At 58.0% G+C, this 12,418-nt stretch carries 11 protein-coding genes; 10 read left to right on the forward strand and 1 reads right to left on the reverse strand.

Annotated elements, in window-relative coordinates:
* The first annotated feature begins 198 nt into the window (after nt 1-198).
* The 3 genes from HY308_16950 to HY308_16960 all read left to right on the forward strand — a co-directional run bounded on the left by HY308_16950 (nt 199) and on the right by HY308_16960 (nt 4,507).
* The gene (locus HY308_16950) at nt 199-732 is read left to right on the forward strand and encodes a hypothetical protein (protein MBI3899960.1); all 534 of its coding nucleotides are present in this window, start codon (nt 199-201) and stop codon (nt 730-732) included.
* Between the two features lie 242 nt (nt 733-974).
* Nucleotides 975-2,828, forward strand: a complete 1,854-nt coding sequence (locus HY308_16955) for a CBS domain-containing protein (protein ID MBI3899961.1) — start codon at nt 975-977, stop codon at nt 2,826-2,828.
* A 53-nt stretch (nt 2,829-2,881) separates the two neighbouring features.
* Nucleotides 2,882-4,507, forward strand: coding sequence for an MHS family MFS transporter (locus tag HY308_16960; GenBank protein MBI3899962.1), 1,626 nt, complete (start codon nt 2,882-2,884; stop codon nt 4,505-4,507).
* A 69-nt stretch (nt 4,508-4,576) separates the two neighbouring features.
* Here HY308_16960 and HY308_16965 read toward each other — a convergent pair whose 3' ends face one another.
* Nucleotides 4,577-5,011 (reverse strand): hypothetical protein, encoded by a 435-nt coding sequence (locus HY308_16965; GenBank protein ID MBI3899963.1) that lies wholly within the window; start codon nt 5,009-5,011, stop codon nt 4,577-4,579.
* Between the two features lie 198 nt (nt 5,012-5,209).
* On the opposite strand from HY308_16965, the gene HY308_16970 reads away from it, so the two are divergent.
* The 7 genes from HY308_16970 (at nt 5,210) to mlaD (ending at nt 12,395) form a co-directional block, all read left to right on the forward strand.
* On the forward strand, nt 5,210-5,470 hold the full coding sequence (locus tag HY308_16970) for a DUF4212 domain-containing protein (protein MBI3899964.1): 261 nt from the start codon (nt 5,210-5,212) through the stop codon (nt 5,468-5,470).
* A gap of 5 nt (nt 5,471-5,475) precedes the next feature.
* Nucleotides 5,476-7,542, forward strand: a complete 2,067-nt coding sequence (locus HY308_16975; GenBank protein MBI3899965.1) for a VC_2705 family sodium/solute symporter — start codon at nt 5,476-5,478, stop codon at nt 7,540-7,542.
* A gap of 75 nt (nt 7,543-7,617) precedes the next feature.
* The gene (locus HY308_16980) at nt 7,618-7,905 is read left to right on the forward strand and encodes a hypothetical protein (GenBank protein MBI3899966.1); all 288 of its coding nucleotides are present in this window, start codon (nt 7,618-7,620) and stop codon (nt 7,903-7,905) included.
* Nucleotides 7,906-8,017: 112 nt separating this feature from the next.
* The gene (acs, locus tag HY308_16985; protein MBI3899967.1) at nt 8,018-9,961 is read left to right on the forward strand and encodes an acetate--CoA ligase; all 1,944 of its coding nucleotides are present in this window, start codon (nt 8,018-8,020) and stop codon (nt 9,959-9,961) included.
* 323 nt (nt 9,962-10,284) lie between these two features.
* Nucleotides 10,285-11,100 carry an ABC transporter ATP-binding protein gene (locus HY308_16990; protein ID MBI3899968.1) on the forward strand — a complete coding sequence of 272 codons (816 nt, stop codon included), beginning with the start codon at nt 10,285-10,287 and terminating at the stop codon, nt 11,098-11,100.
* Nucleotides 11,097-11,900: a lipid asymmetry maintenance ABC transporter permease subunit MlaE gene (gene mlaE, locus HY308_16995; GenBank protein ID MBI3899969.1), complete on the forward strand. Its 804-nt coding sequence runs from the start codon at nt 11,097-11,099 to the stop codon at nt 11,898-11,900. The genes HY308_16990 and mlaE overlap by 4 nt, the downstream gene beginning before the upstream one ends.
* 3 nt (nt 11,901-11,903) lie before the next feature.
* Nucleotides 11,904-12,395, forward strand: a complete 492-nt coding sequence (gene mlaD, locus HY308_17000) for an outer membrane lipid asymmetry maintenance protein MlaD (GenBank protein ID MBI3899970.1) — start codon at nt 11,904-11,906, stop codon at nt 12,393-12,395.
* The last annotated feature ends 23 nt before the right edge of the window (nt 12,396-12,418 follow it).

Here is a 12,418-nt window from a genome sequence, read left to right on the forward strand (position 1 = left end):
CGGATCCCGGTGCGCGCTTTGCATCCTGGCCCGAGCGAGAGAACCGCTCAACAAACAGGCCGAATAGATACGTGCAATTTCAACCTCGGGGTAAGCGGTTAATCTTCTTCTTGCAAATCGGGTGGAGTCCATAGATACATAACATAAAAAAACAAACTAGAATTTAAGAACGCTAATCGATTCACCAAAAATAAAAATATGCTTGTCCAGATCGCCGCTTACCTGACTCCGTTGGAAGCCCACCTGGCCCGTGGTCGCCTCGACGCCGAAGGTGTGCCGGCATTTGTTTGTCATGAACATCATGCCGGCCTTCTTTGGACATGGTCGTTGGCGTTGGGCGAAGTGAAGCTGTATGTCAATCACCACGATGCCGGGCGTGCGGTCGAAATTCTCAGTGCTCACGATCGCGGTGAATATGCGCTGGACGACGAGGCGCCGATCGTTTGTCCGCGTTGCCAGTCGACTCAGATCGATCGACATCGTGTTAGCTGGAAGGCGGCGTTTCTGGTCGTGCATATCGTACAGTTGCCCCTCTATTTCCAATGGGCGACGCTGCGGTGTAAGGCGTGTGCCCATGAATGGGATTTGCCAAGCTCGCGCGCTTATCGGTACTCGGCGATTGCCGTGGTCATTCTGCTGATTGGCATCGCCGCTGCATTTTTATTAACCACTTTTTGTGTCGGCGGCACCAAGTATTGGCTGATCTTTCGGCAGGTCGGTGTCTGCAGATAGTTGTTACCTCCCGTAACTCACTGTGTTACCCGTGGTAACGCCGCGCTCGGTAAGTTCGAACTATCTCCTTGATTTCGTTCCTCTGGTATTCCGGCACGGGGATTGCTGTTAGCTCGGCACCGTTCGCACAAAAGGTCGCCGAAACCATCGTGGGACCGAACGTACAAAACCACTCGACGAAGGCGGGCAAGGTGCTCGCGCCGACGCTTGAGTTTCTGCGGCAGCATGCGCCGTTCGATCGTATGAGCGGAGCGCATCTCGAATTTTTAGCAAAGCATCTGCGCATCGGCTTCTACCCGAAGGGAACCATCGTTACTCAGCCCGTCAGCGGTGTGGCGCGTACGCTTTACATCGTCAAACAAGGACGCGTGCGCGGCGAGCTTGAAGGTGGGCGCCGGCCGACCGCGGGCGAGGTTTGGGAGCTGGTGCCGGGTGAATGTTTTCCGATCGGCGCGTTGCTGGCGCATCGGGCGGTGGCGATCAAACAGCGCGCGGTGGAAGACACGTTCTGCTTCGAGCTCGACCGCGACGACTTCGAAACCTTGCTGCTGCAAAGTCCGGTGTTCAGCGACTTTTGCGCGCGGCGCTTGGCGAACTTGCTCGACGAAACGTTGCGCGGTATGCAAGCGGGGCTCGTCGGCGAGCTGTCGCGCGATGTCTCGTTGAACACACCGCTGGTAAATCTCATCCGCCGTCTGCCGGTAACGTGTACGCCGGATACGTCGTTGGCATTGGTGGCGGCACGCCTGCATGGCGAACGCGTGTCGGCGATCGTCGTCACCGACAGCGCCGGTGCGCCGCTCGGTCTTTTTACGACCAACGATCTGCTCGGTGTGGTCGCGCAAGGCACGGCGCTCGATCGGTCCATTGCCAGCGTTATGAGTGCACGGTTGCTGATGTTGCCGCCGCGGTCGGTGGCGCACGAGGCGGCGATGCTGATGGCGCGCCACAGCGTCAGTCATGTGTGTGTCGTCGAACACGATCGCGTCGTCGGTGTCGTCGCCGAGCGCGATTTATTTTCGATGCAACGTATCGGCTTAGTCAGTCTGACGCGTGCCATCATACAGGCGCCGGACCTGGCGACGCTCGCCCGGCTCGGCCGCGACGTGCATCGCCTGATCGATCAGATGTTGGCGCAGGGCGCCGCGCTCGGTCAGTTCACGCAAATCATCGCGTCGCTCAACGACCATATTGCCCGCCGTGTAATAACGCTGTGCGTTGCCGAGGAGGGCACGGCGCCGGTGCCGTTCACGTGGATCGCTTTCGGCAGCGAAGGCCGGCAAGAGCAGACGCTCAAGACCGATCAGGACAACGGCATCTTGTTCGACGTGCCGGCCGGCGGCGACGCTGAGCAAGTGCGCGCCGAACTGTTGCCGCTGGCGCGTTCCATCAACGAGGCACTCGATACCTGTGGCTATCCGCTGTGTTGGGATAACGTGATGGCGAGCAACGCCGCCTGTTGCCTCAGCGGCGATGAATGGCGCGAGCGTTTTCGTCTATGGATCGAGCACGGAACTGTCGAGCAGCTGCAAGCCGCCGGAACGTACTTCGATTTTCGCGTGGTCTATGGCGACGAGCTGCAAGCCTCGACGCTACGCCGTTGGTTGATGCAGCAAACGTCGGCAGCGCCGCAATTTCTGCAGCGCTTGGGCGAAAGCGCATTGCGCCATCAGGCGCCGATCGGTTTGGAGCGCGGCGCGTTTGCCGAGAGCGTCGGCGAGTATGCCACCACGCTCGATCTCAAACGTCAGGGCACGGCGCTGTTCGTCGACGGCGCGCGCTTGTTGGCGTTGGCGAACGACATAGCGCAAACAAATACGATCGAGCGTTTGCGGGCGGCGGCGCAGCTCGGCGTCGTTGACGCGAGCGAGGTCGATGCTTGGTGTGATGCTTATAGTTTTCTGCAGTTGCTGCGATTGCGTCATCAGCAGGCACTGTTGCGCGAGGGTCGGCCGATCAACAATCACGTCGACGCCGACGGCTTGAGCGATCTCGATCGACGCATTCTCAAGGAATCGTTTCGACAAGCGCGCAAGTTGCAGCGGCGTATTGCTGGCGATTTTCAGTTACCGAGCGAATTGTTGGAGAGCGAGTAGATAAGGCGTATCAAAAACCACTACCACCCACAACGGCAGCGAAGGAGAATCGAATGCACCGAACAGCAGATGTCGGCCATCGGGGCGGGAGCGATCGATTGGTAACGAAAACCGAAGAGCGACGCGTTATCTTCGCCTCGTCGCTCGGTACGGTCTTCGAGTGGTATGACTTTTATCTGTATGCAACGTTGGCACCCTTCTTCGCCGCGCTGTTCTTCCCCAAGGGCAATGACACAGCGGCGCTATTGTCGGCGTTCGCGACCTACGCCGCCGGCTTTTTGGTGCGGCCCTTCGGCGCGCTTGTGTTCGGCCGACTGGGCGATTTGGTCGGGCGTAAGTACACCTTCCTGATCACCATCGTCGTCATGGGTGCGTCGACCGCGCTGGTCGGATTCCTGCCGACGTTCGAGAAGATCGGCTGGGTCGCGCCGGTCCTACTGGTAACGCTGCGCTTGTTACAGGGCTTGGCGCTCGGCGGCGAGTATGGCGGTGCCGCGACCTATGTCGCCGAGCACGCAGCCGACAACGAGCGCGGCTATGCTACCAGCTGGATTCAAACGACCGCTACGCTCGGTTTCTTCTTGTCGTTGCTGGTGATCGGTTTGTCGCGCGGCCTCATGGAACCGGCGACGTTTACCGCCTGGGGTTGGCGCATCCCGTTTATCTTGTCGATCGTGTTGCTGGTGTACTCGGTTTATATCCGCTTGAAGCTGAACGAGTCGCCGGTGTTCCAGCGCATGAAGGCGGAAGGTCGGGGCTCGAAGTCGCCGCTCAGAGACAGCTTTCTGAAATATCCGAACAACAAATATGTACTGCTGGCATTGCTCGGCGCGACTGCCGGCCAGGGTGTCGTTTGGTATACCGGCCAGTTCTATGCACTGTTTTTTTTGACGATCACGCTGAAGCTCGATTACCAGACGGCGTATACGTTGGTCGGCCTATCGTTGCTGATCGGTACGCCGTTCTTCCTTATCTTCGGCAAGTTATCCGACAACATCGGCCGACTGAAGATCATTCTTGCCGGTTGTTTGATCGCCGCGCTGACGTACTTCCCGCTGTTTAAGGGTTTGACGCATTACGTAAACCCAGCGCTCGAACAGTATCAGCAGTCGGTGCCGGTTACCGTTGCCGCCGGTGATTGTGAGTTTCGGGTATTCGTACTGCCGAATACGAAGTTCAGCGATTGCGATCGTGCCAAAGATTTTTTGACAAAGTCGGGATTGTCATTCCAGCAGCTGCCGGCGGTGACAGGTGAGACGATCATAACCCGTGTCGGCAACGTCGAGCTTAAAGGTTGGGATGAAGCGAAATACAAAGACGCGTTAAAGGCGACCGGTTATCCCAGCGGCGCCAACAAGGACGAGATCAACTATCCCATGACGTTGCTGCTGTTGGTAATCATGGTGATCTACGTCACCATGGTCTACGGCCCGATCGCCGCGTTCCTAGTCGAGCTGTTCCCGACCAAGATCCGCTACACGTCGATGTCGTTGCCGTATCACATCGGCAACGGCTGGTTCGGCGGTATGTTGCCGTTGTTAGCGACGGCGATGGTGGCAGCCGCCGGTAATATTTACTACGGTCTGTGGTATCCGATCGGTGTGGCACTTCTGACTTTTGTGATCGGCCTACTGTTCCTGAAAGATACACGCCATAGATCGATTCACAGTAACGAGTAACGCCGCCCCCGCGCGTTAAGGAAGATTCATACGTCAAGGATGGCGACTTGCGGGGTGGAAAGTCGCGCGTTAACTCAACAGTCGGTTCACTTCCTCAAAGAAGCTCGTCGTTTTCTGCTTGCCGGCGATGCTTTCGAACATCTCACGCCGTTGTTGTAGAAATTGCGCGACCATTACCGAGGCATTTGGCTGCGTGCTCATTTTCTCGATGCGCTCGGTGACGACGTCGCCATCCGGTCCGAGTAACTCGTGGATCCGGCTGACAATCGTCCGCGCCACTTGGTTGAAGTTCGCGATCTGCACGATATAGCCGTCCGCCAGTAGCTCCTGCAGGAGTTCGTTGACCTGGTCGATCCCATGAAACTTCTTGGCCATGACCTCGACCGAATCGGTACCGTTCACCATTAGCAGGGCCGTACGCAAGCGCATATTGAGCTTGTAGGTGCGGTTGTCCGCTTCATCGGTGCCTTTGGGTGTTTTGGCAAACACCGTTTGCTTGTCCATCTACGTCTCCTACACGGCGGGATAACAACATACGAGCGGGTAACAACATATATATAGGAGCGCCGTCGCCAAAGGTCCAGCGACCGGGCATCGACAAGGATCAGGATGAGCTATCTTTCGAGGGCGGGTAAGGGTATGCGCCCAGGCGCCTATCTCGCTACCCATTAATGGAGTCGCCCATTAACGAGGAGAATGCGAATGGCGCTGACCGAACGGCACCACCAATATTGGCAGCGCAACCTGAAGATCACCGCTATCCTGCTCGCTATCTGGTTCGTGGTCACCTATGTCGTCGGGTTCTACGCCCGTGAATTGAACGAAATCACCGTGCTGGGTTTTCCGCTTGGTTTCTATATGGCAGCGCAGGGTGCCTTAATCGTTTACGTCGTCTTGATCTTCTACTACGCGCATTACATGAACCGACTCGATCGCGAGTACGGTGTCGCCGAGGAGGAGTGATCGGAATGCAGACCACGTCAGAGTTCCAGCGCTCGCTCCGGAAGTACTACAGCATTTATACCGGTGGTTTCATCTTCTTCTTGATCCTGTTGGCGATCGCCGAACACTACGGGCTGTCGAATCGCTCGATCGGTTACAGCTTTCTATTCGTCACCATCGGCCTGTACGCCTTGATCGGCATTATCTCGCGCACCACCGACGTCGCCGAATACTACGTCGCCGGCCGGCGCGTGCCGGCGGTGTTCAACGGCATGGCCACCGGCGCCGATTGGATGTCGGCGGCGTCATTCATTGGCATGGCTGGCGGTTTGTACTTGGGCGGTTACGATGCGCTCGCGTTCATCATGGGCTGGACCGGCGGCTATGTGCTGGTGGCACTGTTTCTGGCGCCGTACTTGCGCAAGTTCGGTCAGTTCACTATTCCCGATTTCCTCGGCGAACGTTACGGCGGCCACTCGGCGCGCTTAGTCGGCGTGTGCTGCGCCATCCTGTGCTCGTTCGTCTATGTGGTCGCCCAGATTTATGGCGTTGGTCTCATCACGTCGCGCTTTACCGGGCTCGAATTCAGCGTCGGCGTGTTCGTCGGTCTGGGCGGTATTTTAGTGTGCTCATTCCTCGGTGGCATGCGCGCGGTAACGTGGACCCAGGTGGCGCAGTACATCATCTTGATCATCGCTTACCTGATTCCGGTGGTGTGGCTGTCGGTGAAACACACAGGTTCCCCGGTGCCGCAGCTCGCCTACGGTTATGTCTTGCAAAAGGTGAGCGCACGCGAGGAAGTGTTGCTCAAGGATCCGAAGGAGATCCAGGTGCGCGAGATTCTGAAGGCGCAAGCAGCCATGGCCGAGCAAAAGCTCAAGGATCCGGCGAAGACATTCGCCGACGAGAAGGACGCGCTCGAAAAAAAGATTTTAGCGTTGAAAGTGGCTAGCGCCCCGGCCGAAGAAATCGATGCCGCCGGCAAGGCGCTCAGCGCGTATCCAAAAGATGTGGCCGCCGCGGAAGCGCAGTGGACCAAAGACAAGGCGTTGGCAGCGCGCGCGTCGCCGCCGAAACGCCACGCCGAGGCATTTCCCGGTAAAGACGAAGCGGCGCGCAGTACCGCGCGCTTGAACTTCCTCGCGCTGGTCGCTTGCCTGATGGTCGGCACCGCGGCGCTGCCGCACATCTTGATGCGTTACTACACGACACCGTCGGTGCGCGAAGCGCGTAAGTCGGTCGGTTGGTCGCTGTTGTTCATCTTCTTCCTGTATTTCACGGCGCCGGCGTTGGCGGTATTGGTGAAGTACGACATCTATCACTATTTGGTCGGCTCGAGCTTCGCCAACCTGCCGGCGTGGGCGGCGAATTGGGCGGCGGTCGATTCGACGTTGTTGTCGATCAAGGACTGGAACGGCGACGGCATCGTTCAGCTGGCGGAAATCGTGCTCGGCCAAGACATCATCGTGTTGGCGACACCGGAAATTGCCGGGTTGCCGTACGTAATCTCCGGATTGGTGGCGGCCGGTGGCTTAGCAGCGGCGTTGTCGACGGCCGACGGTCTGCTGCTGACGATCGCCAACGCGTTGTCGCACGATGTGTATTACAAGATGATCGATCCGCATGCGTCGACCAAGCGCCGGCTGATGGTGGCGAAGGCACTGTTGCTGGTGGTGGCCGCCGCCGCGGCGACGGTAGCGGCGAAGAAGCCGGCTGACATCTTATTCCTGGTTGGCGCGGCGTTCTCGTTGGCGGCCGCGGCCTTCTTTCCAGCGCTGGTGCTCGGCATTTTTTGGAAGCGCGCTAACAAGATGGGCGCGGTGCTCGGTATGCTCGCCGGCGTCGGATTGACGTTCTATTACATGGTCATGACTCAGCCATGGTTGCACGGCATGTTCGGTCTTAGCTCGCCAGTCGCCGGCAATTTGTGGTTCGGCATCAATCCGATCTCCGCCGGCATCTTCGGCTTGCCGCTCGGCTTTTTGGTGGTTATCGTCGTCAGCTTGTTGACGCCGGCGCCGTCGGCCAAAGTGCAAGAGTTCATCTCGCACGTGCGTTATCCGCACCTCGGCGAGGACCGGTATTCCGGCTGAGTTACCGCGCCGTTGACAACAAAAAGGCCCGCAACCGCGGGCCTTTTTGTTCTGTCCTAAGCAATGAGGGTTGATATGCTAACGATCATCGTGGTGTTGAAAGCGTTGATGGAAATTGCCGCACTCGCGCTTGCCGGCCAAGGCGTGCTCTATTTGCTCGCCGGTCGTGGTCGTGAAACCAACGTGTTCTATCGAATTTTGAAGACCCTGACGACACCGGTGATGGTGCTAACGCGATTTATCACGCCCGGCATTGTGCCGGACCGAATGATTGGTTGGGCATCGTTCTGTTTGATCGCCGGCTTGTGGGTTGCGTTGACGCTGATGAAAATCCGACTGGTGCTGCTGGTACCATCGGTCTGAATCGCAGTCACAACAAAGGTAGGGAGTGTGTGGCCGTTGTTTCTGTCAACGCGCCCTTGAGCCGGCGAATATAACTGCTGCATCATAAGACCATTAACGCTAGGAGTGCTCCATGTCTGAGTCTAAGGTTTACGCCGTTCCGGCCGACGTCGCGCGTCACGCGCACATCGACGACCAAAAATATAACGCGTGGTACCAACAGTCGCTGAAAGATCCGGACGGTTTTTGGGCCGAGCGCGCCAACGAGTTCGTGACCTGGTTCAAGCCGTGGAAAAAAGTATCGGACTGGAATTACGACGCGAACAACTTGTACATCCGCTGGTTCGAAGGCGGCAAGCTCAATGTTTCGTACAACTGTATCGATCGGCATCTCGCCAAGCGTGCCGACCAAGTGGCGATTCTGTGGGAAGGCGACGACCCGAAGGAAGACAAGAAGCTCACTTACCGCGAGCTGCACGCGCAGGTTAGTAAATTCGCCAACGTATTAAAGAGCCGCGGCGTCAACAAGGGCGACCGCGTGTGCATCTATATGCCGATGATCCCCGAGGCGACCATCGCCATGTTGGCGTGTACGCGCATCGGCGCTGTACATTCGGTCGTGTTCGGTGGTTTCTCGCCGGAGTCGCTCAAAGACCGCATTCTCGATTCCGATTGCCGCGTCGTCGTTACCGCCGACGAAGGGCTGCGCGGCGGTAAGAAGATTCCGCTGAAGCGTAATACCGATGCGGCGTTAGCGCATTGCCCGAACGTGCACAGTGTGATCGTCATCAAGCGCACCGGCGGCGACGTTGCTTGGAACGCCAAGCACGACGTTTGGTATCACGATCTGATGAGTGCGGCCGCCGCCGATTGTCCGCCGGAAGAAATGGACGCCGAAGACCCGTTATTCATTCTTTATACGTCCGGGTCGACCGGTAAACCGAAGGGCGTATTACACACCACCGGCGGCTATCTGATGTTCGCCGCCATGACTCATAAATACGTGTTCGACTATCACGACGGCGATATTTATTGGTGTACCGCCGACGTCGGCTGGGTTACCGGTCATTCTTATATTGTTTACGGTCCGCTCGCCAACGGCGCGACGACGATGATGTTCGAAGGTGTGCCGAACTATCCGAGCTCGTCGCGCTTTTGGGAAGTGATCGACAAGCACAAGGTCAACATTTTTTACACGGCGCCGACAGCGATCCGTGCGCTCATGCGTGAGGGCGAGGCGCCGGTACAAAAAACGTCTCGAGCGACGTTGCGTGTGCTCGGCACCGTCGGCGAACCGATCAATCCGGAAGCGTGGGAGTGGTATTACCGCGTCGTCGGCGACAGCAAGCGGCCGATCGTCGACACCTGGTGGCAGACCGAGACCGGCGGCATCTTGATTACGCCGTTACCGGGCGCGACGCCGTTGAAGCCGGGTTCGGCAACGCGGCCATTTTTCGGTATACAGCCCGCCATCGTCGATACCGACGGTAAAGTGCTCGCTGGCGCCTGCACCGGCAATTTGGTGATCACGCGTTCATGGCCCGGCCAGATGCGCACGGTTTACGGCGATCATCAGCGCTTTATCGATACCTATTTCAAAACCTACCCCGGCAATTACTTCACCGGCGACGGCGCCCGCCGCGATCAAGACGGTTATTACTGGATCACCGGCCGCGTCGACGACGTGCTCAACGTCTCCGGCCATCGCCTCGGCACGGCCGAGGTCGAAAGTGCATTGGTGTTGCACCACGCCGTCGCCGAAGCGGCCGTCGTCGGCTTCCCGCACGACATCAAAGGGCAGGGGATCTATTGCTATGTCACGCTGAAGGTCGGTGTGCAACCGAACGACGTCTTGCGACAAGAATTAGTGCAACAAGTGCGCAAGGAGATCGGTGCCATTGCCAGCCCCGATGTCATTCAGTGGGCACCGGGCTTGCCGAAGACACGCTCCGGCAAAATCATGCGCCGCATTCTGCGTAAGATTGCCGCCAATGAGCTCGATAGTCTGGGTGATACCAGCACACTCGCCGATCCGTCGGTGGTCGATGATCTCGTGCATAATCGCGTAGCGCTTTAGCGAAATTTCTGTGCGCCGGACGGACGACTTGTCGCCGGTCCTTTAACAACGTGTTGTCGTGATGGCAACTGTCCAAACGAGCAAGCGCTGTGCTCGCTAACGCGATAAGAAAAATATTTATTGAACCTGTCGTCATGCGGTGATTGCCGTTGCTTTAACGGTATTGGCGCCGGTCCCTGGTACAGCGATAGTCCCGGTACCGGCGGTGTTATGTCGTGACAAAGCCCAACCGACCCGCATAGAATTGGCCGCAGTCATCACCCCAATAGAAGCGAGCTGTCACAAAAGCCGCCAACAGGGAGCGCGAAGTGCGGAGCAGTGCGATGTTGTCCAATAACGATGTCCTGGTCAGCCTGGAGAACGTGACGTTCGCCCGCGGCGATCGGCAGATCCTCAATGGGCTGTCGTTGTCCGTGCCGCGCGGCAAAGTCACTGCCATCCTCGGCGGCAGCGGTGGCGGCAAGACCACGTTGCTAAATCTCATCGGTGGCCGCCTCAAACCGAAGTCGGGCCGCGTGCTCGTCGACGGCTTATCGGTTCCTGACCTATCCACGCGCGAGCTCTACGAGTTACGTAAGCGCATGGCGCTGCTGTTCCAAGCCGGCGCCTTGTTCACCGATCTTAGCGTTTTCGAAAATGTCGCCTTCCCGATGCGTGAGCACACGCGCTTGCCGGAATCGATTCTGCGCAGCGTTGTGCTGATGAAGCTCGAAACCGTCGGCTTGCGCGGCGCGCGCGATCTCATGCCGTCGCAATTGTCGGGTGGCATGGCCCGGCGCGTGGCGTTGGCGCGGGCGATCGCGCTCGATCCGATGATGGTGATGTACGACGAGCCGTTCACCGGGCTCGATCCGATCTCGATGGGCGTCACGGTCAAGCTGATCCGCGAGCTCAACGACGCACTCGGCATTACCTCGATTATCGTTACGCACGACGTTGAAGAGGCCTGCCATATCGCCGACTACATATATTTGTTGGGCAACGGTCAGGTAGTGGCGCACGGTACGCCGGACGATATGCGGCAATCCGATGCCGAAGAGGTCAAGCAGTTCATGGCCGGATTGCCGGACGGTCCGGTGCGTTTCCATTATCCCGCCCCAGACTATCTGCAAGATTTAACAACGGGCGGTAGCGCATGAGTCTGTTCCGTCACGTCGGCCAATGGGCGTTGGCGCGTATCGCCCGACTCGGGCACGCGAGCTTGTTTTTATACGAGCTGCTATTTGCTTCTTGGAAGAAGCCCGTACGGTTGGCACCCGTAATACGCAAGGCGTTTCGGCTGGTCGTACAACAACTGTATTCGGTCGGTGTGCAAACGCTGCTTATCATATTGGTATCGAGCCTATTCGTCGGCATGGTGCTGAGTCTGCAAGGCTACAACACGTTGGTGGATTTCGGTGCTGAGTCGTCGCTCGGTCTGCTGGTAGCGCTATCGTTGTCGCGCGAGCTTGGTCCGGTCGTAACGGCATTGTTGTTCGCCGGTCGCGCCGGTTCGGCGTTGACCGCCGAAATCGGTCTCATGAAGGCGACCGAGCAGTTGGCCGGTATGGAAATGATGGCGGTCAATCCGATGACACGCGTCATCGCGCCGCGCTTCATCGCCGGTTTGATCTCGCTGCCACTGTTGGCGGCAATGTTTACTGCCGTGGGTATTATCGGCGGCCACTTAGTCGGCGTCGTGCGGCTGGGTGTCGATGACGGCGTGTTTTGGTCGCAGATGCAAAACGGTGTCGACTTCTACGACGATATCTTGAACGGCCTGCTCAAGAGTGTGGTGTTCGGCTTCGTCGTTAGTTGGATCGCCGTGTTCGAAGGTTATGACGCTGTGCCCACGTCCGAAGGCGTGGCGAGTGCGACCACGCGCACCGTGGTGACATCGTCGTTAGCGGTGCTTGGACTCGACTTCATTTTGACAGCCCTGACGCTGGGGGATTTTTAACGTATGGATCGAAAATTTTTAGAGATTTGGGTGGGCGTGTTTGTCGTTGCCGGAATGGCGGCGTTGGCGATGCTCGCATTCAAAGTCGGCAACCTAAGCGGTGCCGACGTCGCCAACGGTTACCAAGTGAAGGCGCGCTTCGACAATATCGGCGGCCTCAAGGTGCGGTCGGCGGTGACCATGGCCGGTGTGCGCATTGGCCGCGTGTCCGACATCAGCTTCGATTCCGAGCGCTATCAGGCGTTAGTGACGCTCAACATCGACGGTCGCTATAACAAAATCCCGAACGATACCAGTGCGTCGATTCTGACCTCAGGATTGCTGGGGGAGCAGTACGTCGGTATGGAACCTGGGGGGGCGGAAGAGCCTCTAAAAACCGGTGATGTCATCCAAATCACGCAATCAGCGTTGGTATTGGAGAAACTCATCGGCCAGTTCTTGTTCAGTAAGGCCTCGGAAGGCGATGCCGACAAGTCGAAGTCGGCGGCGCCCTAGCGAAAAAGTTAGTCGGAGAAAGA

Source organism: Gammaproteobacteria bacterium (genome assembly GCA_016199745.1).
Taxonomy (GTDB): domain Bacteria; phylum Pseudomonadota; class Gammaproteobacteria; order Acidiferrobacterales; family Sulfurifustaceae; genus JACQFZ01.

Bases quoted from the DNA above. Each gene is read 5' to 3' on its own strand.
- mlaD (MBI3899970.1), top strand. From the start codon at position 11,904: ATGGATCGAAAATTTTTAGAGATTTGGGTGGGCGTGTTTGTCGTTGCC.
- HY308_16955 (MBI3899961.1), top strand. From the start codon at position 975: ATGAGCGGAGCGCATCTCGAATTTTTAGCAAAGCATCTGCGCATCGGC.
- HY308_16965 (MBI3899963.1), bottom strand. From the start codon at position 5,011: ATGGACAAGCAAACGGTGTTTGCCAAAACACCCAAAGGCACCGATGAA.
- HY308_16975 (MBI3899965.1), top strand. From the start codon at position 5,476: ATGCAGACCACGTCAGAGTTCCAGCGCTCGCTCCGGAAGTACTACAGC.
- acs (MBI3899967.1), top strand. From the start codon at position 8,018: ATGTCTGAGTCTAAGGTTTACGCCGTTCCGGCCGACGTCGCGCGTCAC.
- mlaE (MBI3899969.1), top strand. From the start codon at position 11,097: ATGAGTCTGTTCCGTCACGTCGGCCAATGGGCGTTGGCGCGTATCGCC.
- HY308_16980 (MBI3899966.1), top strand. From the start codon at position 7,618: ATGCTAACGATCATCGTGGTGTTGAAAGCGTTGATGGAAATTGCCGCA.
- HY308_16990 (MBI3899968.1), top strand. From the start codon at position 10,285: ATGTTGTCCAATAACGATGTCCTGGTCAGCCTGGAGAACGTGACGTTC.
- HY308_16970 (MBI3899964.1), top strand. From the start codon at position 5,210: ATGGCGCTGACCGAACGGCACCACCAATATTGGCAGCGCAACCTGAAG.
- HY308_16950 (MBI3899960.1), top strand. From the start codon at position 199: ATGCTTGTCCAGATCGCCGCTTACCTGACTCCGTTGGAAGCCCACCTG.
- HY308_16960 (MBI3899962.1), top strand. From the start codon at position 2,882: ATGCACCGAACAGCAGATGTCGGCCATCGGGGCGGGAGCGATCGATTG.